Annotated in this window: 23 protein-coding genes; 10 read left to right on the top strand and 13 right to left on the bottom strand. The window is 64.6% G+C overall.

Translation table 11 applies throughout. The features are described 5' to 3' along the window. The first annotated feature begins 75 nt into the window (after positions 1–75). The 5 genes from ACVWZ4_RS24275 to ACVWZ4_RS24255 all read left to right on the top strand — a co-directional run bounded on the left by ACVWZ4_RS24275 (position 76) and on the right by ACVWZ4_RS24255 (position 3,644). Positions 76–1,476 carry a carotenoid oxygenase family protein gene (locus ACVWZ4_RS24275; protein ID WP_456704496.1) on the top strand — a complete coding sequence of 467 codons (1,401 nt, stop codon included), beginning with the start codon at positions 76–78 and terminating at the stop codon, positions 1,474–1,476. Between the two features lie 52 nt (positions 1,477–1,528). Then, on the top strand, positions 1,529–2,011 hold the full coding sequence (locus ACVWZ4_RS24270; RefSeq protein WP_456741373.1) for an MAPEG family protein: 483 nt from the start codon (positions 1,529–1,531) through the stop codon (positions 2,009–2,011). Positions 2,012–2,086: 75 nt separating this feature from the next. Beyond that, a complete protein-coding gene (locus tag ACVWZ4_RS24265; protein WP_456704498.1) occupies positions 2,087–2,662 on the top strand; it encodes a hypothetical protein in 576 nt (191 codons plus the stop codon). Positions 2,663–2,675: 13 nt separating this feature from the next. Beyond that, the gene (locus tag ACVWZ4_RS24260) at positions 2,676–3,230 is read left to right on the top strand and encodes an inner membrane-spanning protein YciB (RefSeq protein ID WP_456704499.1); all 555 of its coding nucleotides are present in this window, start codon (positions 2,676–2,678) and stop codon (positions 3,228–3,230) included. A 117-nt stretch (positions 3,231–3,347) separates the two neighbouring features. After that, entirely contained in the window at positions 3,348–3,644 is a 297-nt protein-coding gene (locus ACVWZ4_RS24255; RefSeq protein WP_456704500.1) for a hypothetical protein, read from the top strand. Positions 3,645–3,683: 39 nt separating this feature from the next. On the opposite strand, the gene ACVWZ4_RS24250 is transcribed toward ACVWZ4_RS24255, so the two are convergent. Further along, complete coding sequence (locus ACVWZ4_RS24250; RefSeq protein ID WP_456704501.1) at positions 3,684–5,339, bottom strand: fumarate hydratase; 1,656 nt, start codon at positions 5,337–5,339, stop codon at positions 3,684–3,686. 245 nt (positions 5,340–5,584) lie between these two features. Here ACVWZ4_RS24250 and ACVWZ4_RS24245 point away from each other — a divergent pair, with 245 nt between their 5' ends. The 3 genes from ACVWZ4_RS24245 to ACVWZ4_RS24235 all read left to right on the top strand — a co-directional run bounded on the left by ACVWZ4_RS24245 (position 5,585) and on the right by ACVWZ4_RS24235 (position 7,235). After that, positions 5,585–6,064 carry a hypothetical protein gene (locus tag ACVWZ4_RS24245; RefSeq protein WP_456741372.1) on the top strand — a complete coding sequence of 160 codons (480 nt, stop codon included), beginning with the start codon at positions 5,585–5,587 and terminating at the stop codon, positions 6,062–6,064. Between the two features lie 209 nt (positions 6,065–6,273). Continuing rightward, positions 6,274–6,447 (top strand): hypothetical protein, encoded by a 174-nt coding sequence (locus ACVWZ4_RS24240; RefSeq protein WP_456704503.1) that lies wholly within the window; start codon positions 6,274–6,276, stop codon positions 6,445–6,447. A 113-nt stretch (positions 6,448–6,560) separates the two neighbouring features. Then, a complete protein-coding gene (locus ACVWZ4_RS24235) occupies positions 6,561–7,235 on the top strand; it encodes a methyltransferase family protein (RefSeq protein WP_456704504.1) in 675 nt (224 codons plus the stop codon). A gap of 1 nt (position 7,236) precedes the next feature. Here ACVWZ4_RS24235 and ACVWZ4_RS24230 read toward each other — a convergent pair whose 3' ends face one another. From ACVWZ4_RS24230 to flgB, 9 genes are all read right to left on the bottom strand, one after another. Then, complete coding sequence (locus ACVWZ4_RS24230) at positions 7,237–7,944, bottom strand: glutathione S-transferase (RefSeq protein ID WP_456704505.1); 708 nt, start codon at positions 7,942–7,944, stop codon at positions 7,237–7,239. Positions 7,945–8,080: 136 nt separating this feature from the next. After that, entirely contained in the window at positions 8,081–9,067 is a 987-nt protein-coding gene (locus tag ACVWZ4_RS24225; protein WP_456704506.1) for a Tim44 domain-containing protein, read from the bottom strand. A gap of 192 nt (positions 9,068–9,259) precedes the next feature. After that, complete coding sequence (cckA, locus tag ACVWZ4_RS24220) at positions 9,260–11,842, bottom strand: cell cycle histidine kinase CckA (RefSeq protein WP_456704507.1); 2,583 nt, start codon at positions 11,840–11,842, stop codon at positions 9,260–9,262. Between the two features lie 154 nt (positions 11,843–11,996). Continuing rightward, positions 11,997–13,076 (bottom strand): flagellar biosynthesis protein FlhB, encoded by a 1,080-nt coding sequence (gene flhB, locus ACVWZ4_RS24215; RefSeq protein WP_456704508.1) that lies wholly within the window; start codon positions 13,074–13,076, stop codon positions 11,997–11,999. Positions 13,077–13,085: 9 nt separating this feature from the next. Beyond that, positions 13,086–13,856: a flagellar biosynthetic protein FliR gene (gene fliR / locus ACVWZ4_RS24210; protein WP_456735667.1), complete on the bottom strand. Its 771-nt coding sequence runs from the start codon at positions 13,854–13,856 to the stop codon at positions 13,086–13,088. Between the two features lie 17 nt (positions 13,857–13,873). Continuing rightward, on the bottom strand, positions 13,874–14,137 hold the full coding sequence (gene fliQ, locus ACVWZ4_RS24205) for a flagellar biosynthesis protein FliQ (RefSeq protein ID WP_027534765.1): 264 nt from the start codon (positions 14,135–14,137) through the stop codon (positions 13,874–13,876). Between the two features lie 103 nt (positions 14,138–14,240). Then, positions 14,241–14,549, bottom strand: a complete 309-nt coding sequence (gene fliE, locus ACVWZ4_RS24200; RefSeq protein WP_456704510.1) for a flagellar hook-basal body complex protein FliE — start codon at positions 14,547–14,549, stop codon at positions 14,241–14,243. A 16-nt stretch (positions 14,550–14,565) separates the two neighbouring features. Then, positions 14,566–14,991: a flagellar basal body rod protein FlgC gene (flgC, locus tag ACVWZ4_RS24195; protein WP_456704511.1), complete on the bottom strand. Its 426-nt coding sequence runs from the start codon at positions 14,989–14,991 to the stop codon at positions 14,566–14,568. Positions 14,992–15,009: 18 nt separating this feature from the next. Next, complete coding sequence (gene flgB, locus ACVWZ4_RS24190; protein WP_456704512.1) at positions 15,010–15,414, bottom strand: flagellar basal body rod protein FlgB; 405 nt, start codon at positions 15,412–15,414, stop codon at positions 15,010–15,012. A gap of 356 nt (positions 15,415–15,770) precedes the next feature. Here flgB and ACVWZ4_RS24185 point away from each other — a divergent pair, with 356 nt between their 5' ends. Together ACVWZ4_RS24185 and fliP are read left to right on the top strand one after the other, a co-directional pair. Next, positions 15,771–16,757, top strand: a complete 987-nt coding sequence (locus ACVWZ4_RS24185; RefSeq protein WP_456704513.1) for a flagellar biosynthetic protein FliO — start codon at positions 15,771–15,773, stop codon at positions 16,755–16,757. Further along, positions 16,754–17,515, top strand: coding sequence for a flagellar type III secretion system pore protein FliP (fliP, locus tag ACVWZ4_RS24180; RefSeq protein ID WP_456704514.1), 762 nt, complete (start codon positions 16,754–16,756; stop codon positions 17,513–17,515). The genes ACVWZ4_RS24185 and fliP overlap by 4 nt, the downstream gene beginning before the upstream one ends. A 13-nt stretch (positions 17,516–17,528) precedes the next feature. Here fliP and ACVWZ4_RS24175 read toward each other — a convergent pair whose 3' ends face one another. From ACVWZ4_RS24175 to ACVWZ4_RS24165, 3 genes are all read right to left on the bottom strand, one after another. Continuing rightward, on the bottom strand, positions 17,529–17,765 hold the full coding sequence (locus ACVWZ4_RS24175; protein ID WP_456704515.1) for a hypothetical protein: 237 nt from the start codon (positions 17,763–17,765) through the stop codon (positions 17,529–17,531). A gap of 158 nt (positions 17,766–17,923) precedes the next feature. Beyond that, on the bottom strand, positions 17,924–21,664 hold the full coding sequence (locus ACVWZ4_RS24170) for a tetratricopeptide repeat protein (protein WP_456741371.1): 3,741 nt from the start codon (positions 21,662–21,664) through the stop codon (positions 17,924–17,926). Positions 21,665–21,766: 102 nt separating this feature from the next. Beyond that, complete coding sequence (locus ACVWZ4_RS24165) at positions 21,767–22,528, bottom strand: MotE family protein (RefSeq protein ID WP_456704517.1); 762 nt, start codon at positions 22,526–22,528, stop codon at positions 21,767–21,769. Between the last annotated feature and the right edge of the window lie 3 nt (positions 22,529–22,531).

The following is a 22,531-nucleotide window of genomic DNA, read 5'->3' as shown; positions in this document are numbered from 1 at the left end:
AGTGTAAAGATTTCACTTGACGTCAGCAGCGATCGGCCCTATGCCATCTTTACGATGTAAAGATAGGGATACGCCGTGTTTCAGGATGCGACCGCCGAGCGCCGCAACAACATCGCTCCGATTCCGTTCGAGGCGGACGCGCCTTTCCTCAAGATCATCGGCGAATTGCCGCGCGAGCTGAACGGCACGCTTTATCGCAATGGTCCCAATCCGCAGTTCGAATCCCCTGGCGCACACTGGTTCGTCGGCGACGGCATGCTGCACGCCTTTCACCTCGAAGACGGGCGTGCCTCCTACCGCAACCGCTGGGTCCGGACGCCGAAATGGCTCGCCGAGCACGATGCCGGCCGGGCGTTCTTCGGCAAGGGCTTCGGCAACAGATTGCCGGACGCGCCCGCCCATGTCACCGACGGCGGCGTCGCCAACACCAACATCATCTTCCACGCCGGCAAGCTGCTCGCGCTGGAAGAGGCGCATCTGCCGACCGAGATCGAGCCGGGCACGCTGGCGACGCGCGGCTATCATAATTATCAGGGCCGCGTCGCCGGCAGCTTCACCGCGCATCCGAAGATCGACCCGGTCACGGGCGAGCTGGTGTTCTTCGGCTACAATGCGGCGGGGCCGCTGACATCGGCGCTCTCGTACGGATCAATCGATGCGTCCGGCAAGGCAACGCGCTTCGAGAGGTTCGAGACGCCCTATGCCAGCATGGTGCACGACTTCATCGTCACCGACAATCACGTGCTGTTTCCGATCCTGCCGCTCACCGGCAGCAAGGAGCGCGCGATGACCGGCAAGCCGCCCTACGCCTGGGAGCCTGAGAAAGGAGCCTATGTCGGCGTGATGAAACGCAACGGATCGAGCAAGGACATCGTCTGGTTCCGCGGTGAAGCCTGCTACGTCTTCCACATCATGAATGCGTGGGAAGAAGGAAATCGCATCATCGCCGACGTCATGCAATTCGACGAAGCGCCGCTGTTTCCGCATCCCGACGGCTCGCCCGTCAAACGTGAGACACCGTTCGCCCGCCATTGCCGCTGGACCTTCGATCTCGCGGGGAATACCGACCGCTTCCAGCAGACTTATCTCGACGATCTCACCGGCGAATTCCCGCGCGTCGACGATCGCCGCGCGGGCTTGAAGAGCCGTCACGGCTGGTACGCCTGCGCCAATCCGAAGGCGCCGATGTTCGGCGCGCTGTGCGGCATCGTCCATGTCGACGGCACCGGCAAGCGGCTCGGCCAATATCTGCTGCCGGGCGGCGACACCATCTCCGAGCCGGTCTTCGTCGAGCGGTCGAAGGATGCGCCCGAGGGCGACGGTTGGTTGCTGGCTGTGGTCTGGCGAGCGCGGGAGAACCGCAGCGACCTCGCCGTGTTCAACGCCACCGACATCGAGGCTGGCCCCGCCGCTCTGGTGCAGCTCGGCCATCGCGTGCCCGACGGCTTTCACGGCAATTGGGTGGAAGCGCAATAGCCCGCCTCCTCGCCACTCCGGCACTGCGGACCCATCATCAGCGAGACCGCGCATGCACGTCCCCGCGATTACCGCAAACTATCTCGCCGTCCTGGCGCTGATCTACGCTGCGCTTGCGCTCCAGGTGATCCGGCTGCGTCGGAGCAACGGTGCCGCCTTCAACGACGGCGGTAACGAACGCCTGCGCAGTGCGATCCGCGCCCATGGCAATTTCATGGAATACGTCCCCATCATCACGCTGATGATCGCGTTTCTCGAAATGTCCGGCGTATCGCCGTTGCGCATTCATTTGCTGATGGGAGCCCTCGTGCTGTCGCGGCTGTTGCATCCTCTCGGCATGTACGCGACGCCGGGCTCGCGCAGATTCGTGATCTGCCGCGGCGGAAGCATCTTCCTGACCATCGGTCTTCTGGTCTCCAGCGCGCTGACCATCCTGTCGCGCCTGCCCTGGGCTGCCGTCGCCGACGAAATATCCGACCAAGCCATTGCAGCAATTCAGTTTTTACAGGTCATTCACGTCATTTTGACACTGTAAAGATTTTGCTTGACCCGGCGCCGGCCCTGAACTACCAATCTTGACATCGTAAAGATGGCTTCGATCGAGGCGAACATGACGATCTTCCTGATCCTTGCTCCCTACGGCGCCTACACCTTTCTGATGCTCATGACCTCGGCCACGATCTCCGTATTCGCGGCCTGTGCGATCTGCCTCGCCACGATCGCAATCGACGTTGCGCGCGGCCGTTCTGTGAAGATCCTGGCTGCGGGTTCGGCGATCCTGTTCGCCGGCATCGGCCTTTTCCTCGCGCTGCACGATCCCTGGCTCAGCACGCTCGGCGTCAAGCTCTCGGTCGACATCGGCATCTTCGTCATCTCGCTCGGCTCAATGCTGGCGCGCCGCCCATTCACGCTGCAATACGCGATCGAATCCGTGCCGGCCGAAACCGCGGCGATGCCAGGCTTCCTGACTGCCAACTACTTCATCACCGGCGCATGGACCCTGGCTGCTCTTCTGATGATGGCCGCCAACATCGTGCTGCTCTACTTCCCGGGCCTGCCGGTTTGGCTCGGCATCGCCGTCGCTTTCGCTGCCCGCAACAGCGCGATCTATTTCACCAAATGGTATCCCGAATATCGCCAGCTCAAGTATGGTGCGCCCGGTGGCGCGCTGCCCGAAGTCCAGTGAGACAGGATCGACAATGAAGGACGCATTCGCCCGCCTCGCCTCCGACTTCCTGTCGGCCATCGTCTTCCTGGTGATCTATCTCATCACCGACAACGTCATCCTGGCGACGTCGGTGGCGATAGCAGGCGCGATCGCGCAAGTGATCTATGCCCGCGTGAAGGGGCGCGAGCTCGGCTACATGACCTATGCGAGCCTCGCGCTCGTCGTCGTGCTCGGGACGGTGACGCTGCTGACCAACGACCCTCGCTTCATGTTGGCAAAGCCTGCGATCGCGCATTTCGCGATCGGCGCGATCATGCTCAAGCGCGGCTGGATGCTGCGCTACATGCCGCCGGTCGTGGTCGAGACCGCGCCGGAATATGTCACCGCTGCGGGCTATGCCTGGGCGGCGCTGATGTTCGTCCTCGGCGCCGGCACGATCGCCGTCGCCTCCACCGGCGACCTGAAGCTGTGGGCGTTCTACATCTCGGCGGTCGCAGGCGGCGCCAAGGCCCTCGCCTTTGCCGTGCAGTACGTGGTGTTCAGGCTGGTCGTCACCAGCCGCCGGCGCGCTGCCGCCCGCGCCTGAAGGACCCCAGCGGGCGTTGAAGGGCCGTTAGGAACCCGCCCCGACTTGCGCTATAGGCTCAGCCCAGGACTGGCTGTGGATCATCGCAGCCCGCCGGATCATGTTCGGGAGACGCGAATGGCCGTGGACGGCAACTGGAATCTCACCATGACGACGCCGATGGGCGAACGCCAGGCGACGCTGAGCCTGAAGACCGCGGGCGGCACGCTCACGGGCACGCAGGGCGCGGACGGCAATACCGCCGATATTTTTGACGGCGCCGTCTCTGGCGACAACGTCTCCTGGAAAGTCTCGATCACCAATCCGATGCCGCTGACGCTCGAATTCACCGGCACGGTTGCCGGCGACAGCATCAGCGGCGAGATGGGCATCGGCCCGATGGGCAGCTTCCCCTTCACGGGCACGCGGGCTTAGGCCTCTACCTCGCCCCGCTCTCGCGGGGCGAGGTGACGACTAGCCCAAATTCAACTCCTTGAAGAAGTCGTTGCCCTTGTCGTCGATGATGATGAAGGCGGGGAAGTCGACGACTTCGATGCGCCAGATCGCTTCCATGCCGAGCTCGGGATATTCGAGCACCTCGACCTTCTTGATGCAGTGCTCGGCGAGGTTCGCCGCCGCGCCGCCGATCGAGCCGAGATAGAAGCCGCCATATTTCTTGCAGGCCTCGCGCACCGCGGGCGCGCGGTTGCCTTTCGCTACCATCACCATGGAGCCGCCGGCGGCCTGGAACTGGTCGACGAAGGAATCCATGCGGCCTGCGGTGGTCGGACCGAACGCACCGGAAGCGTAACCCTCGGGCGTCTTGGCTGGACCGGCATAGTAGACCGGATGATTCTTGAAATAGTCCGGCAGCGGCTCGCCCTTGTCCAGGCGCTCGCGCAGCTTGGCATGCGCGGAGTCGCGTGCGACGATCATGGTGCCGCTCATCGAGACGCGCGTCTTGATCGGGTACTTCGAGAACGTCGCCAGGATGTCCTTCATCGGCTGGTTGAGGTCGATCTTGACCACCTCGCCGCCAAGCGACTCCTCGACCTCAGGCAGATACTGCGCCGGATTGTGCTCGAGCTCTTCGAGATAGATGCCGTCTTTGGTGATCTTGCCCAGCACCTGGCGATCGGCCGAGCAGGACACGCCCAGCCCGATCGGCAGCGAAGCGCCGTGACGCGGCATACGGATCACGCGCACGTCGTGGCAGAAATACTTTCCGCCGAACTGCGCGCCGACGCCGAGCGACTGCGTCATTTTGTGGATTTCCTTCTCCATCTCGACGTCACGGAAGGCGTTGCCATCGGGCGAACCGTGGGTCGGCAGCGCATCGAGATAGCGGGCAGAGGCGAGCTTCACCGTCTTCATGCAGAGCTCGGCCGAGGTGCCGCCGATCACGATGGCTAGGTGATACGGCGGGCACGCCGCGGTGCCGAGCGTCAGGATCTTCTCCTTGAGAAAAGCGAGCAACCGGTCCTTGGTCAGCACCGAGGGCGTGGCCTGGAACAGGAAGCTCTTGTTGGCGGAGCCGCCGCCCTTCGCCATGAACATGAACTTGTATGCGTCGCCGCCCTCGGCGTAGATCTCGCACTGTGCCGGCATGTTGTTGGCAGTGTTCTTCTCCTCGTACATCGACAAGGGCGCGACCTGCGAGTAGCGCAGATTGCGGCGCAGATAGGCATCGCGCGCGCCTTCCGACAGCGCCGCCTCGTCGTCACCGTCGGTGAGGACGTTGCAGCCCTTCTTGCCCATGATGATTGCCGTGCCGGTGTCCTGGCACATCGGCAGCACGCCGCCGGCCGCAATGTTGGCGTTCTTGAGGAAGTCCAGCGCGACGAACTTGTCGTTCGGGCTTGCCTCGCCGTCCTCCAGGATCGCGCGGAGCTGCTTCAGATGGCCGGGACGCAGATAATGGTTGATGTCGCCGAAAGCCGCCTCGGACAGCGCCCGCAACGCCTCGCGCGACACCACCAGCATGTCCTTGCCCAGGACCTTCTCGACCCTGACACCCTCGGACGTGATCTTCTTGTAGGGCGTCTCGTCCTTGCCCAGCGGAAACAGCGGGGTGTGCTTGTAGGGCGGCACGGGCTTCGAGGCATCGGGGAAGGCGGTTGGTGCGTTCATGAGGCAAATCTCGGGGTTCGCGAGCCCTCGTTCGGGCCCTGGCTGAGAAGCGTTCTAAGCTTTTTTACCGCAAAGGGAAGGCGTTCTGGCACGGCCGGAGCATCCCGATTCGGGCCGCGGCAACCGTTTTGGTGGCCGGCTTCGTCGATGGGTGGTGTTGATCGTGCCCAACGGAGGCGGGTTGCACCCCCTTGCACTTCGCGCGCGGCAACGGTTCAATGCGCGCCCTCAAGGGGCTTTTCATCATGATTTTCAAATTGGACTTTCGGGGCGCGATGTTGGTCGCCGCCGCAATCACCGGCCTTTTGACGCTTGCCTCGCCTGCGCGCGCGGACCAGTGCGACGACATCGCAAAGCAGCTGGCCGGCGGCATCGACGGGCTGAAGGTCAATTTCAAGGCCGCCAACATCATTTACCTGACGCATCCGGCGGCAAAGGAGCTTTCGCTCGGCTGCCGCGCGCGGGGACAGGCCTATTCCAACGAGCTCTACGCCAAGGGCGACCGCAAGCCGACACCGCAGTTCTATGATCTGGTGGGGTCGGCGGCAGCGATCATCTTCACAGTGACGAAGGACGACACCACGACAGGCGCAACGCGCTGCCTGAAGCGCATGGGCCTCTTGCGCGGCGACAAGATCACGATGCGCTACAAGCGCCTCAACATGGAATGCACGCGCACCAAGACGGACGCATCGATCGCGATCACGCGACCGAAGGACGAGTAGCGCGGCGCTTTCACGACAGACCCGGTGCGCATGGGGTCTAGACACCGGTTGCTGCACACCCCGTCAGCGCGAGTTGAGCACCGCCCGAAGGCCGACCCGCGCTTGATGTAACGGGCGCACCAGATCCCTCGCATTTTATCGATTGGCTTGACGGAAGTTTTGTCTCCTCCGGCGCAGGGTCAGTTGTTTCAATCTATGAGGATCCGTGGATGAGCGTTTCAAGCGTTGCACCGCCCCCTGTCACGATCGTGGTGGCGAGCTACGACACCACCAAGCAGCCGGACGACCAGACCAAGGCGAAGGACAACGACCCGACCAACCAGCCCACGCAATCTGCGCCGCTGCCGCCCGGCCAGGGCACCCGGATCGATCAGCTCGCCTGACCGCGCCTGCCTGCGATGAACAGCCCGGTCCTGACGGCCGGGCTTTTCGCGCGTCCGGCCGCATCTTTGCCGGATAGCACAGCCAGACTCATGCGAGCCTGCCGGGACCGCGCATGATCGCACGCCTGTTGTTGCAAAACACGATCTTCACCGCCGCGATGGGTGCGCTGTTGTTGGCATCCGCCGGCACGCTGCATTGGCCGTCCGCCTGGGTGTTCCTTGTGACCTCCGCAACGATCGGCCCGCTCTGCGGGTGGTGGCTCTACCGGTTCGATCCGGCGCTCCTCGCGGAGCGTCTCCGTCCAGTGATCCAGCGCGATCAACCGGCCGCCGACAAGGTCTTCATCATCGCCTTCATGGCGGGTATGCTGGCGTGGCTCATCGCCATCGGTCTCGACCGACGCGCTGCTGCTTCCAACGTACCGCTCGCCTTGCAGGCTCTCGGCTTTTTGCTGTACCTCGCCTGCACGTTGTTCACGATGTGGGTTTTTCGCGAAAACTCGTTCGCCGCGCCGGTGGTGAAGCTGCAGGCGGAGCGCGACCAACACGTGATCTCGAGCGGGCCCTATGCCCATGTCCGCCATCCCATGTACAGCGGCATGATCCTGTTCTTCACCGGAGTGCCGCTGCTGTTGGGCTCATGGTGGGGGCTAGCCTTGGCGCCTGTTTTTCTGGTCCTGCTTGCAGTCCGCATCCGGATCGAGGAGCGCACGTTGCGCGCGGGACTGCCGGGCTATTCGGACTACGCGGCGCGGGTGCGCTATCGGCTGCTGCCGGGCGTGTGGTGATTTAGGCGTCCAGTTCGCGATAGCGTCGGAATATGCCCTGCTCGTTGAAGGGAATGCGGCGCTTGCTGGCGAGGTAGGCCTTGATGTTCGGCCGCGCGGCAACGCGGTCGTGCAGGCCGACGAGACCGGGGATGTTTTTCTCGAACGCCTTCATGCGCTTGGGAAACGCGTAGCGCAGCCCGTCGACGATCTGGAACAGCGAGAGGTCGACATAGGTCAAACGACGACCAGCGACATACCCGGCGCCATTGCCGTCGAGAAGCTGCTCGAAATACCCCAGATATTTCGGCACGCGCTCGTCCCAGAATTCGGCCGTGCGCTTCTTCGCCGGCGCCTTCTGGTCCTCGTAGTACAGCGACGGCCCGAGCGGATGATGAGTGTCGTGAATCTCGAGCACGAGGTCAGTGATGGTGAGCTGAAGCTGGTGCACCCAGATTCTTCCCGCTTCCGTCTTCGGCGCAAGCCCATGCCGCGCGCCGAGATAGAGCAGGATGTTGGCGGTCTGGCCGATGACGAGCTTGCCCGCTTTCAGAAATGGCGGCGCAAAGGGCGGCGTACCCTTTTGAGTATCCATCATCTTCATCATCGCGCCGGAACCGAGCGGGCCTCGCGCGACATCGACGTAAGCCGCACCCGCCTCCTCCAGCGCCAGGCGCACATATTCGCCGCGGCCCTGGATTTCGGGCCAGTAGTAGAGTTCGTATTTCATGGGACAGTCCTTTGAGAGGCGCGCGGGACAAGCCTATCACGTGACGCAAGTTCCGTCGTCGTAGGCAGACAACAAGCAGCCAAACAAAAAGGGCGCCGTGCCGAAGCACGACGCCCGCGTTTTCCGCTGTGCGCGATCAGTTGGTCTGCTGTATGGCCGACAATTCCCAGGGACTGCCGGCGCGGCGCGCGAACGTCCAGACTTCGGTGACCTCGCCCGGCTGCTCGCTGCCCGCGACGATGGCGCCGGTGTTGCGATCGACCGTCTTGTCGGTGAGCGCGAAGCGCATCGCCACCGTGGCATAGTCGGTTTGGCCTTCGCGCCAGGCCTCCGCGAGGTCGCCCTGCAACAGCTTGACGTTGGTCACCTTGTTGACGGCGTTGCGCGCGCGGTTCTCTGCGAGATCCCTTTCGAAATAGGAGACCATTTCCGGCGTCGCCAGCGTGTGCAGCTTGGCCACGTCCTCATTCGACCAGGCCGACTGAATCTCGCCGAGCAGGCGTTCGAACGCCTGGTAGTCATCAGGCTTGATCTCGAGCGGCGCGTTGTTGGCGCCGAAGCCGAAGCCGCCACCAAGGCCGCTGCGATAGTTCGTCTGCGGTCCGGGACCGGCACCAGCATCCGCGCCGGCATAGGCCGCCTGCGGCGCGTTGCGGCGCTGCCACCAGGACATCGCCAGACGAACCACGAACACCACGAGTGCAATCTGGATGATCAGACCCAGAATCGAGGACAGGCCGCCGAGGCCGCCGAACAGGCCACCACCGAACAGCATGCCGAGAAGGCCTGCACCGAGGAAGCCGGCGGCGAGACCTCCGAGGAAGCCGCCGCCCCGGCCGAACAGGCCGCCGCGCGCAGGCGCGGCCGAGTTCATCCCGACGCCGGGCTGGCTGTAAGTGCGATTGAATTGCGAGGCGGAGCCCGGCGCCGTCGTGGTCGACGGCGGGGCCGAGAAAGTGCGCGAGCCGCGCGAACCCGACGAGAACCCGCCACCGACGCGGGCGTCGGCGGACGAGATCGCAAGCGTCGTTGGCAGCGCGAGCGCCAAAACGATGGCAATCGTCTTCACGAGACTGCGGGACCATTGCGAGAAATTCATGTGCGTTTCCCAAATCCCCGGCATGGGGACGTGATCCTAAGATGGGCAGCCTTCTACAAAAGTGAAGCCGGTTCCGGAACCCCTCCTGCGGCCCTCGGTCGCGGGGACGTGGCAAAACCCCATGTTTGCCGAGGGCCTGGTCAAATACTGGCGAAGCTGCGGTCGCGCGTTACCGGCGATCTTTCAGCGAGAAAGGGCCGGCGCGCCGTCCCGCCTTCATCCCTGCTTCGTCATCGTCTCCTTCACCGCCGCCACGAGCTGGCTCAGGGTGAACGGCTTGGGCAGGAAGTCGAACTGCTGGCCCTCGGGCAGGCTCTTCTCGAAGGCATCCTCGGCGTAGCCGGAGACGAAGATGAATCTGATGTCGGGGTTCCTCTCCCGCATTGCCTTGAGCAGCGTCGGGCCATCCATTTCAGGCATCACGACGTCGGAGACAACGAGATCGATCCCGCCGCTCTGCTCTTCGAGCACCTCCATCGCCTCGACGCCGTTCTCGGCCTCGACCACGGTGTAACCGCGCGAGCGCAGGCCGCGAGCGTTCAGCGCGCGAAGACCCTCTTCATCCTCGACCAAGAGGATCGTGCCCTGCCCCGTGAGGTCGGTGCGGGGCTTCGCATCCACCGTCGCAGGCGCGGCCTCTTTCGGGGCGCCATGCGTCGCGCTCGGCACCGCGGGAAGCTCGACCTGCACGTCAGGCTCGGCGTGGTGGCGCGGCAGGAAGATGTAGAAGGAGGTGCCCTGCCCCGGCTCGGAATCGACGTAGATGAAGCCGCCGGTCTGCTTGACGATGCCGTAGACGGTGGAGAGGCCCAATCCGGTGCCCTTGCCGACTTCCTTCGTGGAGAAGAACGGCTCAAAGATCTTGTCCCTGATATCGGCGGGGATGCCGGTGCCGGTGTCGGCGACCTCGATTCGCACATAATCCGCCGCCGGCATGCCCTTGTAGGCGAGCTTGCCGGCCTCGTCGGTGGCGACATTGGCGGTGCGGATGATCAGCTTGCCGCCGTCCGGCATGGCATCGCGCGCATTCACCGCCAGGTTGACGATGACCTGCTCGAACTGGGAGACGTCGACCTTGACCGGCCAGAGATCACGGCCGTGGATCAGGTCGAGCTTGACCTTCTCGCCGATCAGCCGGCGCAGCAGCATGGTGAGATCAGACAGCGCGTCGCCGAGATCGAGCACCTGCGGCCGCAGCGTCTGGCGCCGGGAGAACGCGAGCAACTGCCGCACCAGCGTCGCAGCACGCGTCGCGTTCTGCTTGATCTGCATGATGTCCTGGAACGACGGGTCGGTCGGCTTGTGCGCGTTCAGCAGGAAGTCGTTCGCCATCATGATGGCGGAAAGCACGTTGTTGAAGTCGTGAGCGATGCCGCCGGCGAGCTGGCCGACCGTCTCCATCTTCTGCGACTGGTTGATCTGGTTCTCCAGCGCGCGCCGCTCGGTGGTTTCGAGCATGTGCACGATCGCGGCTTCCGCGTCGTTCTCGGCCGCATCGACAGGCGTGACGAAGAACTGGCCCCAGCGCTCCTTGCTTCCTTCCAGCGCCACCTCGACCGGGGCGATGTCGGCCTTGCCCTCGGCGGCCTGGTTGATGGCGGCGATCACCAGATGGCGGTCGCGCGCATTGATGGCGCGGAAGATCGACTTGCTGGCGCTGTCCAACCCGAGACCCTGCGCGAGCTTGGCGTAGCGCGCATTCGCCCGCACGACGTTACCAGCGCGATCGACCGTGGCGATCGCCATCGGCGTATGGTCGAAGAAGCGCATGAACCGCACTTCGGCGGCGCGATCCGGGTCGCTCCGCTCATCGCGGGCCCGGCTGATGACGAGCGTGCGCGACGGTCCAGGCGCGCCGTCGGCGCCGAAGGCGAGCTTGTGATAGAGCCGCACCGGCATGGTCTTGCCGGTGCGCATGCGCAGATCGATGTCGAAGACTTCGGTCTTCACCTCGCCCGGCACCGCCACGATGGCACTCAGCAGCGAAGCGCCGTCGCCCGACACGATGTCGGCGAGCCTCAAGCCGCCCGAGCCGATCTCGGCGAGATCGTAGTCGAGCCAGTTCGCCAGCGTCGCGTTGACGTAAGCGAGCTCGCCGGCAGGATTGACCGAGAAGAAGCCGCACGGCGCATGATCGAGATATTCGATCGCGTGTTGGAGCTCCTGGAACACATCCTCCTGGCGCTCGCGGTCGCGAGTGATGTCTGCAATCGACCATACCGCATATTTGGCCTCGCGCTTTCCGGTGCCGAGCGGACGCACCCGCATGCGCAGCCAGCGGCCCTGGCTGCCGTCCTGGCCGGAAATGCGAACCTCTTCCTGCTGGCGCTTGCCTTCGCGCGCCGCCTTGAGCAGGCGGAACACCGCTTCGGAGACGTCGGGATTACCGATGAAGACGCGCTCGACCGGCCGGACGTCCTGAGGACCGGCCGCGCCCGTCAGCGTCAGGTAGGCCGCATTGGAATAGACCACATGGCCGCGCGGATCGGTCACCGCGAGGCCGTCGAAGGCGTAATCGGAGATGCGGCCGATGATGGGATCATCGAGATTGCGGTCGGCGAAGCGGATGATCCCGGCGGCAAAGGCAAACAAATTGAACAGGCCGATCATCGCCAGCACGGCGAGGATGCCGAGGATGTAGGGCTGCGCCTGCGCGCGCCCCAGCGTCATCAGCCCGACGGCGACCGCAACGAGGCCGGTGGCCACCAGAAGCACCAGCGCAATGCTGCCCGAGCGCGGCGACGGCTCATGCGCCGCAACGGGCTCGCGTGACAGGTCGTGGTCGGTCTCGGCGGTCATTTCACGCTAGTGCAGCCTATCGTCAGAGAATCAACGTGCCACGGGGCACGTGGGGTCCTCCCTGCCTGAATCGGACCCGCGGACGCAAGGGCGGCAGGAGCGAAACGTACCCTGATTCCCAGTTTACAGCCATTTCCGGTACTTTTCGGGGGTTTTATTGCCGCGCCGCGCTGAAACCGCGCTTCATCCGCATGACGTAGCCGATGACTTCGGCGACCGCATGGTAATGCTCCATTGGAATCTCCTGGTCGATCTCGACGGTGGCGTAAAGCGCGCGGGCCAGTGGCACGTTCTCGACGATCGGGATATCGTGCTCGCGCGCGATCTCCCGGATCTTGAAAGCCAGGTTGTCGACGCCCTTGGCGACGCAGATCGGCGCCGACATGCCGCGCTCGTAGGCCAGTGCCACCGAATAGTGGGTCGGGTTGGTGACGATCACCGAGGCCTTGGGAACCGCCGCCATCATGCGCTTCTTGGAGCGCTGCTGCCGCAATTGCCGAAGCTTGCCCTTGATGTGCGGGTCACCTTCCGACTGCTTGAACTCTTCCTTGATCTCCTGAAGCGACATCTTCTGTCGCTGGAACCAGCTGCGATACTGGAAGAAATAGTCGCCGATCGCGATGATCGCGAGGGCGGCGACCACGGCGCCGAGCAGATGGACGGTCATGCCGGTGGTGGCGCCCAGCATGGCCATCGGATCCAGCTTGACCATCGCCTCCGTGCGGTGCCGCTCTGGCCACAGGATCGTGGTCATGACGGTGCCGAGCACGACGATCTTGCCGATGCCCTTGAGAAAATTGACCCCGGCCTGCTTGCCGAAGATGCGCTTGAAGCCGGCCGCCGGCGAGAGTTTGCTGAGTTTGGGGGTGAGGGATTCGGCCGACCACACCAAGCGGTGCTGGAGCATGTTGCCGGCAATGGCCGCGATCACCAGCATCAACAGCGGCACGCCGACCGCAGCCAACACCGCGACCTCGATCTGCTGCATCAGCGCAAGCAGGTTTCCCGGATCAGTTTTGATCATCCAGGAATTGGCCAGCAGATTGCGCATCGGCGTCAGCAGCCCGCTGCCGACCGAGCCGGAGAAGGTCGAGACCACGAGCGTGCCGCCCGCGATCATGAACCAGGTGTTGATCTCCTGGCTTTTCGCAACGTCGCCGCGTTCGAGCGCCTGGTCGAGACGCTTTTGCGTCGGGTCTTCTGTTTGACTTTCCGGATCGTTGTCTTCTGCCATCGATCCCTCTTATTTCAACGGGAGCATCTGGTGCATGACACCGATGAAGTAGTCGAGATAGGTGCCCATCATCGCCGTGAGCACCACCGCCAGCACCATGAAGCCCGCGAAGATCGATAGCGGCACGCCGACGAAATAAACCTGCATCTGCGGCATCAGCCGCGCCAGAACGCCGAGACCGATATTGAAGACGAGGCCGAACACCAGAAACGGCCCGGAAAGCTGCAGGCCGAGCAGGAACGCTGCGGAAAAGGCCCGCGTGGCGAGCGCGGCGACGTCACCACTCGAGACGGTCTCGCCCGGCGCGAAGATGGCGTAGCTGTCGTTCAGCGCCGCGATCACCAGATGATGGCTGTCGGTGGCGAACAACAACGTCACGCCCAGCATGGTCAGGAAATTGCCGACCAGAACGCCCTGCTGTCCCTGAGTCGGATCGACCGAGGTGACGAAGCCGAGCCCCATCTGCTGCGCGATCACGGCGCCGGCGACCTGCAGCGCCGACAGTGTCACGCGCGCGGTCGCGCCAAGCACGATGCCGATTACGATCTCATGCAACATCAACACCAGCATTGGCGCGAGCGAGCCCATGTCGACTTGATAGGCATTGCGATGCAGCGGCAGGATGATCAGCGTGAGTAGAAGCGCGATCGACAGCTTCACCCGCGTCGGGATGTTGGTCTCGCCCAGCCCCGGCAGCAGCATCACCATCGCACCGACCCGGGCGAAGGCGAGCATGAAGGCCGCGGCAAGCGCCGGCAACAGCGAGACGTCGATGCGCATGACCGGCGCATTGTGCCTCAGCCGCCGATGATTCGCGACGAGATCCGCAGCATGTGGGAATGAAGTGCGTCAGCCATGAACGGCAGCGCCAGCAGCATTGTGGCAAAAATGGCCAAGATCTTCGGCACGTAGACCAGCGTCTGTTCCTGGATCTGCGTCAGCGCCTGGAACAGCGACACGATCACGCCGACCACGAGCCCGACCACCATCAGCGGTGAGGATACGATCACGATCGTCCAGATCGCGTCGCGGGCGACGTCGAGGGTCTCAGGTCCGGTCATTTCAAATTTCCGCTGCTGGTTGTCTTGACGGCTTGAAAGAAGCGAATGGTGAGTAGCGAATGGCGAATGGGGGCCGCTCGCCATTCGCCACTCGCCCCCGAGATCAAATCGGCATCTTCATGATGTCTTCATACGCCGCGATCACACGGTCGCGGACCGAGACCAGCGTGGACACCGCGACATCGGTATCGGCAACCGCCGTCACCACGTCCATCACGTTGGCCTTGCCGTTGGCCATTGCCACCGTCTGCGCGTCCGATCTGCGGCCCGACTCCATGACGCTGCCGACGGCGTCTTTCAGCAGCGCAGCAAAGGATTGCCCGTTCGGTTCGCTGCCCTTGCCGGCGGCGGTGTTTTCCAGCACGCGCGCAAGGTTGGCATAGGCATTGGCCGCGATTGTCGGTGTTGCCATGGCTTAGAGGTCCTGTTCAGCTCTTGAGGATGTCGAGCGTGCGCTGGATCATCCGGCGCGTCGCACTGATGATGTTGACATTGGCCTCGTAGGACCGCTGCGCATCGCGCATGTCGGTCATCTCGACCACCGAATTCACGTTCGGGTATTTGACGTTGCCGGTGGCATCGGCCGCCGGATTGCTCGGCTCATACTTGACGCGGAAGGCGGACTGGTCGGGCCTGATCTTGCCGAGCGTGACGACCTGCGCGTCGAGCGTGCGGTCGAGCGCCGACGAGAACGTCGGTACCTTCCGCCGATAGGGATCGCCGCCTGAGGTCGCCGAGGTCGAGTCCGCGTTCGCGATGTTCTCGGAGATCACCCGCATCCGCCCGGCCTGCGCCCGCAACCCGGAGGTTGCGATCGCCATGGAACGGGCAAAGTCGCTGCTGTCATTCGCCATGATACGGCTCCTCTAGCTCTAGCCCTTGCCGATCGCGGTCTTCAGGAGATGCAGGCTCTTCGAATAGAGCGAGGTCACCGCCGCGTAATCCATCTGGTTGTTGGCGGACTTCATCATCTCCTCTTCGAGATTGACGGCATTGCCCGCAGGGCGGGTCTCGAAACCCGCATTCTTGTTCTGGTCGAAGCTGGAGACCGCACCGGACGGCGTCATATGGGAGGCGCTGGTGACCGTCATCGCCAGGGTCCCCATCGAACCCGTGGCGGCGCCGGTCTTGTCGAATTTCGGCTCGACCAGGTCGCGCGGCCGGAAATTGGGGGTGTCGGAGTTGGAGACGTTCTCGGACAGGACGCGCTGGCGTTCCTGGTGCCACTGCATCTTGGTGCGAAGCGCCGACAGCACCGGGAGATCGTTGATGGACATCGTTGCGGCTCCTTCCGCCCCTTGCAGCCCCGTGCTCCGGGGCTAGGCAGAATTTGCCGCGTGTATGGTTAACAGGTGGTTAAGGCATGGCCGGATCCGTGTCTCGGGCCGGGACATAGATCGCGTTCCCCCGTGATTCGGCCCATTCCAAAAACCGTATTAACCCAGCCGTTTGGCCGCCCCTCCGTAGAGGCCAAGAAGTCATTTTGGATCGAGCGATTCATAGGCTATTAAGAGTTGGGGACGGCAAAACTTGCCGTGGGACATTAAGAGATCGCAGTTTTGGGGCATCGCAAGCTGGTGGCCGGCACCGCCGACCATAGGCACGCGAGAAGCGCCATTTACCGGGGACAGGTATGAACGGTAGCCCTATCACCTTCATCGTCGCGTTCATCGTCGTGCTGGCGTTGATCGGCGTCGTCTTTTGGCTGCTCCGCCGATTCGCCTCGACCCGGCTCGGCGCCAACACCCAGCGCGGCAGGATGCCCCGGCTCGCCGTGATCGACGCCGCCGCGCTCGATGGCCGCCGGCGCCTGGTCCTGGTCCGCCGTGACAATGTCGAGCATCTCCTGATGATCGGTGGCCCGACCGACATCGTCGTTGAGCCGAACATCGTCCGTGCCGCAGCCGGCCGCGATCAGATTCCGCCGCGTTCCAGCGCCGCCGAGCCGCCGCGCCTCGCCCCGATCCCGGACGCCGGCGGTTGGGCCGACGAAGTGCCGCGGCCCGAAGTGCTCGACCATCCCGAGCCGCAAATGCCCGAGCCGCCGCCGCGGCCGGCACGCCCCTCGTTCGCCGACGAGCTCCGCCGCCCGGCCGCCCTGGCCGAGCGCCGCAGTGAGCCGCAGCTCGGCGGCTTCTCACCTGAACCGACGCCGCCGCGGACCGAGCGTGAGACCCGTCCCGAGCCGATGCCGCCGCGCATTGCGCGCAGCGAGGCGCCGTTGATGCCGCGTCCCCCGCGCCAGAATGAGCCGGCGAAGATATCACCGGTGCGCGCCGAGCGCGCCCCGGCGCCGCCGCCTCCGCCCATCCCGCAGGCCCCGCCAGGACCACAAGTTGCTCCGCCCGTTCCGCCTCCGGCCGCTGCTACGGCCGCGCCGTCCAGCGCCGAACAGAATCTCGCCGAGATGGCCCAGCGCCTCGAGGCGGCGCTCCGTCGTCCAGGCGGCGAGACCATCGCGCCGCCGGTCGCGCCGGACCCGCCCGTCCCACCTCGCGCAGCACGCGTCGAGCCGTCGTCCCCTCCGCCGCCGGCGAGACCAGCTGCGGAGAAGACCAGCTTTGAAAATCTCGAAGACGAGATGGCCTCGCTGCTCGGCCGTCCGAAGCCATCTTCGTGAGGCTGCCGTCCTTCCCGCGTAGAGTGTTCTTTGTTTCTGTCCTGATCGCCGCGGCCTTGCTCGCAAGCCATGCGCATGCGCAGGACATCAGCATCAATCTCGGCGGCGGCGGTGCTGGCGGCGGCGGCGTCACCGAGCGCGCGATCCAGCTGATCGCCCTGCTCACGGTGCTGTCGATCGCGCCGTCGATCCTGATCATGATGACCTCGTTCACGCGCATCGTGGTCGTGCTGTCGCTGCTGCGCACCGCAATGGGCACTGCGACTGCGCCGCCCAACTCGGTGATCCTGGCCCTGGCGATGTTCCTCACCTTCTTCGTGATGGGACCGGTGCTGCAAAAATCCTACGACGACGGCATCCGTCCGCTCGTCGCCAACCAGATCAGCGTCGAAGATGCGCTCCAGCGCGCCTCCGTTCCCTTGCGCGGCTTCATGCAGAAGAACGTGCGCGAGAAGGATCTGAAGCTGTTTCTGGACCTCTCCGGCGAGCCGCCGCCGGCTACCCCCGACGAACTCGCGCTGCGGATCCTCGTTCCCGCCTTCATGATCTCCGAGCTGAAACGCGCCTTCGAGATCGGCTTCCTGTTGTTCCTGCCCTTCCTGATCATCGACCTCGTCGTCGCCTCGGTGCTGATGTCGATGGGCATGATGATGCTGCCGCCCGCGACGATCTCGCTGCCGTTCAAGCTGATCTTCTTCGTGCTGGTCGATGGCTGGTCGCTGGTGGCGGGGAGTTTGGTGCAGAGTTACGGGGGGTAGTTGGGCCTCCGCCCTACCCCTCGACCTCATACTGCTTGCTGAGGTGATCACCGATCTGCACCAGCATGGCGACGCTCTCGGGGAAACCGGGCTTGTCCCGTGTCGCCTGGTCGGCGTCAGCGCGGAACTCCCAGCTGTCCCCGTCGCGGACGATCGAGATCGTCAAGCCCTCGGGTCCGTCGGCATGGGCCTTCAACTCGGCCCGCGCCATGGCGATGAGTTCGGCTTCGGTCTTGGCAGGCTTGGTCATGTCAACGCTCTCCCGGCATGAAGGCAGAGAGTGCCGCCTCGTCGGGCAACTGTCGAGAGGTCAGGAGTAGCAGGAGTCCTAAAGCACGAGGGCGCCTTGGGGTTTGCTTGAGCATGATCTTTTCGGCAAAAGCGCTACGCACTTTTCCGGATCATGCTCTACCGCGTCATCTTGATCTGCCGCACGACGGGAATCGTCGGCAGCGAGCCGGTGTGCTCGGTGTCGTCCTTGGCCTGCGGCGAGGCCGGGGCCCGGGCGGTGGCGTCGGGAAAGCGCTGCTTCATCTCGCGCAGGAAGCCGTCGAGGGTGTCGACGCTTGCCGCGAGCTTTGCAATCTCGTCGAATTCGGCACTGGAGGCGGCAGCCGGCTTGCTGGCGATATCGAAGGCGAGCCGGTCGGCGCTCTCGCTCATCAAGGGAGCGTATTTCTCGCGAAAGCGCGACAATCCGATCGAATCGTCGGCGAGCGCATAGCCGACCGCGGCGCGGATGATGTCGCTCTTCTCCACCGCGTTGAGCGGCTTGAAGTCGCGGAAGCGTTCGCCATAGTACAGCTCGATCTGCTCGGCGGACTCGCGCCAGCGCCGCGCCGCCCAGAAGATGTCGGACCGCAGCCGCAGCACCTCACGCCCCGAGACGTTGGAGACGATGTCGAGCGCGAGGTCATGGCGGCCGACGTCGCTCTGGGCCCGGGCCTCCAGCAGCAGGCGCTGCTGCCGCAACTCGCCGGCGAGATCGCTGATGCGGCTCGCGCGCAGCGCGGTGATCGCCATGTCCGGCTTACGGTTGGCGAGATAGATCATGGCGAGGCGCGCGGCGACCTGGGCACGCGCAGCGCCTTCAAGACGATGATCGACCTGGTATTGCAGGAGCTCGGCGGCCTGATCGAGCAGATCGATCGAGGCGAGACGATCGGCCAGACGGCGGATCAGCTCGTCACCGCGGCGGCCGATCGGCGTCAGTTCACGGAATTCATAGAACATCCCGAGTGCTTCGATCGGCGGCAGCTCGTCGCCCTTGGGACCCAAGAATATCTGCGTGAACAGATCCGACGCCAGGTCCTGCGCCTGACGCGAGGCTTCCGCGTTCGGCTGCAGCTTGGTCGCGGTGCGCGCGGCTGTCAACGCGTCGCGATAGCGCCCGGCATCGGCATACAACTGCGACAGCATCTGCAGCGTCTTGACCTCGATCGCGTCGCCGCGCCAGGTCATGGACAACGTCTCGAGCTCGCGCAGCGCATCTTCCTTGCTGATCTCGTTGCGCTTCTGCAGGAGCGCGACCTGGAGCTGCTTGGCTTCGGCCGCGGCCTGGCGATCGGTGGATTCGACAGCGACGTTGTAATCGTCGAGCGCGTCCTTGTCGTGGCCGAGCGCCTCAGCGAGCCTGCCGCGCAGCACGGCAAAGCCGGGCGCGGCCTCCGGCGACACACCGACCACCTCGATCTCGCCACGACGCTTCGAGGCGCCGGCGTAGTCCTTCACCTCGAGCGAGGCACGCATCGCATCCATCGTCACGATGCGCTGGATGTCGAGCGGCAGCGAGGCAATGGCAAATTCGACGTTCTTGAATTTCTCGCGCGCGTCCGCCCATTTGCCCTGCCGCGCATAGGCGAGCGCCTTCCAGAGCTGGGAATCGTGGCTGTTGCCGATCACGGGATTGGCGAGATCCTTCAGGCCCTGTGCCGGTCGCCCGATCAGGATGCTCGAGATCGCGTGCATGATCAGCGCCCCGCTCTCCTCCTTGTTGAGAGGATCGCTCAGCATCAACTCGGTCACGGAGTTGGCTTCGTGATACATCGCGCGCGACATGTAGAACTGCGCGAGATCGAGCCGCGGCAGCGAACGCTGCGCCGGATCGACGGCCGAGATCGCCGTGATCAGTTCGCTCTGGCGCGTCCAGAAATCTTCCGACTGGCCCTTGCGCCAGCCTTCGGGATTGAAGATCGGCCGCACCGCAGTCGGTGCCCGCTCGGCCGAGACATCGACCGGCGACAGCGTCAGTCCGCCCTTCTTGCCGAGAATGACCTTGTCCAATCCGACCTCGACGCCGACCTGGTCGGAATTCGGCCGGATCGCGATGCCGTGCGCGGATTCCAGCAGCGAGAGATCCACGAGATCCTGCCGCTTGATGAAGCCACGGACCGGCCGCCGAGCGGTGACGACATAGAGCACGTCGCCGGCGTCAGGATCGGTGAGCTTGTGTAGCAGGCCGGGATTCGCAAAGGGAATGGCGATGTTGGCGAGCGCGGGATCGGTGATGTTGCGCGACATCATCAGCGGCAGCGGCGTCGCCTGGATCTTGTCGGCGAGCGTGAGCAGCCAATTGGTCTCCTTGCCGACCTCCTCGCTGGTCAGCGAATAGACCAGCGGACGGGTGAGACGGATGCGCACCGCTTGGCCCTTTTCGAGCGGCATGCGACTGACCTCGCCGATCATCGCACCACCTTTGCTGCGGATCGCGTCGACATCAACGGGCTTTTGCGAATCGAACACCAGCCACACCGTGTCGCCGCGGCGGAACGCGGCAGCTGGCGTCGCGACGGAAAGCGGGAACGTCACAAGCAGTCCGTCGCTGTCACGCCGCGCATCGACGCTGGCCGTCACGGGCGGCGGTGCAGCCTCTGCAGGCTTGGCTTCGGCTTTCACGGGCTCTTTGGGCGCATCCTTGATCGGCTCCTTGGCCGCTTCCTCCGGGACCATCGCCTTGGCGACTTCCTTGGGCGCCGCGGCAACCGCAGGCATCGCCGGCATCGCAACTTTCGGTGCTTCCTTGGATACCTCCTTCGGCCCTTCCGCGTGCGGAGCTTCGGTCACCGGTGCCGTCATCGCCGGTGCCGGCTTCGGCGCCTCAGCGGCCGGCATCGCGGCGGGTGCCTCCGACTTGAGCTCGGCCTTGATCTCAACCTTGGCTTCTCGCGCGATCGCCTCCGAGGTCGGTGGCGCGATCTCCTTCGGCTTTGCAGCCGCCGGCTTTTCCGCGGCCGGTCCATGACCGCTCGCTTCCACCTGCGCGATGGCGGCCTCGGGCGTCGCGGCCGTCTTGCCCTTGTCGGGCTGGAAGGCGATGTCGACCACGTAGTTCTTGTCGTCGCGGAAGGAGTGCACGTCGGAATCGCCGATCAGCGCGATTTCGACGCTGGTCTGGTCGATATCGCTTTTCTGCTTGATCGACGCGACGTTCGGCGGCGCCGCGACGACAGCATCGGCGAGGTCGAAGTTGAGATTGGCGTTGAAGGCGAGCGTGAGCTTCTGCTCGTTCAGAACGGAGGAGACGCCGACGCCGTCCGGCATCTCGAACACGAAGCGCACGAAGGTCGGCTGCACCGATGCGCGCACGCGGATCGGTGGACGCTTCTTGCTCTCGGCCGCCGCGCGTTGGGCGCGCAGCGCGCGCTCTGCGACGCGGGCGCGCTCGGCGAGTTCCTTGACCACGTCCATCGGCAGGCTCGGCGGCGGCCCCTTCCAGCCTTCCGGCAGCAGGTCGATGAAGGTGCGCTCGCCCGCATTCATGGTGTTGACGGTGACGCGACGCGCCAGCGACAGACGGATCGCGCTGCCGTCAGGATCGCGGCGGGCAGAGTTGACGTAATCGGGCGCGCCTTCCGGCACGCGCTCGACGGGCACGTCGACAGGGCGGTCGAAACGGATGATGAGAATCGACCCCGCGGTCGTGACCTCGGAGGGAACGTCCTCACCGAGCTTGATCACGAGGCGGGCAAAGCCGCCGCTCGCTGAAAAGCTCGCCTCGCCGCGGACCGCATCGCCGGCCCGGGCGGCGGGCGCGCCGAGGCCGATCAGGAGGCAGGCTGCCAGCACCGGCGCGCTGCGGACATGGCGCGACAGCCCCAGCGCCAGAGCGCGGGCTCGCGACACAAATCCAGCGGCAGCCTCTCGCGCCATTGGCGGCATTTCTTCCGGTTCGACGGTCCACGCCGGCACTGGTGCCGGCCCATGCCTTCGAATGTAGGTTTTCGCAATTAAGGACTTCTTAAGTATGAGCCCTCAATTCGGCTTTTGCGTCGGCTTGCCGTCGATCTTCGGGAGATCGCCGGCGGAAGCAGCCTGATCCCCGCCCCCGTTGGCTCGGCGCGCCATCTCGACCGTCAGCCGCTCGGCGGCTTCCGACGACATCAGTCCCAGAATGTCGGACATCTTGCGCGGGGCGATCGCCGAGGCGATCTCGATCAGCACGCTCATCTCGAGCCGGTCGAACACCCGCGCGGCGTCCTTGGGCTTCATGCCCTCATACATGGTCACGAGGCCCTTCAGGCGCTGGGCCTCGGCGGCCCTCTGTTCGGCCTGGGTCGCCGTGATGCGGGACTCCACCGCCTTCATCTCCTCGACCTTGCCTTCGATGCGCTTCTCGGCCGATTTCAACAGGCTCTCGCGGATGTCGATCTCGCGCTGGCGGGCCTCAATCTCCTGACGGCGCGACTGCAAGCGTTCCAGGATCGCGCGCTCCGAGGCCGAAACCTGCGGCTGGGCCTCGTCCATCTTCACCGGGGTGCCCTCGGGCTTGGTCTCGGGCGCAGCCGGCTTCGGTGCTTCCTTCGGCGCGCCATGCGTCGAGCCGGTGATGTCGGGGTCGTCTCGCCCGGTCGGAAAGTTCAGGTTCTCCTGCGCCCAGGACTTCTTCATCGAGTTCGGCTGGTAGTCGAAGACATAGCCGCCATTGATCACGAGCCCCGCCACTTTCAGCACGGCGAGACCTGCGACCGCAACCAGGACGACCGGAATGACGCGGATGTTACGAAAGGACTTCATACC

Source organism: Bradyrhizobium sp. USDA 4472 (genome assembly GCF_054058595.1).
The sequence above is the reverse complement of the archived record's forward strand: the minus strand, read 5'-3'. Positions and strand labels throughout refer to the sequence as shown.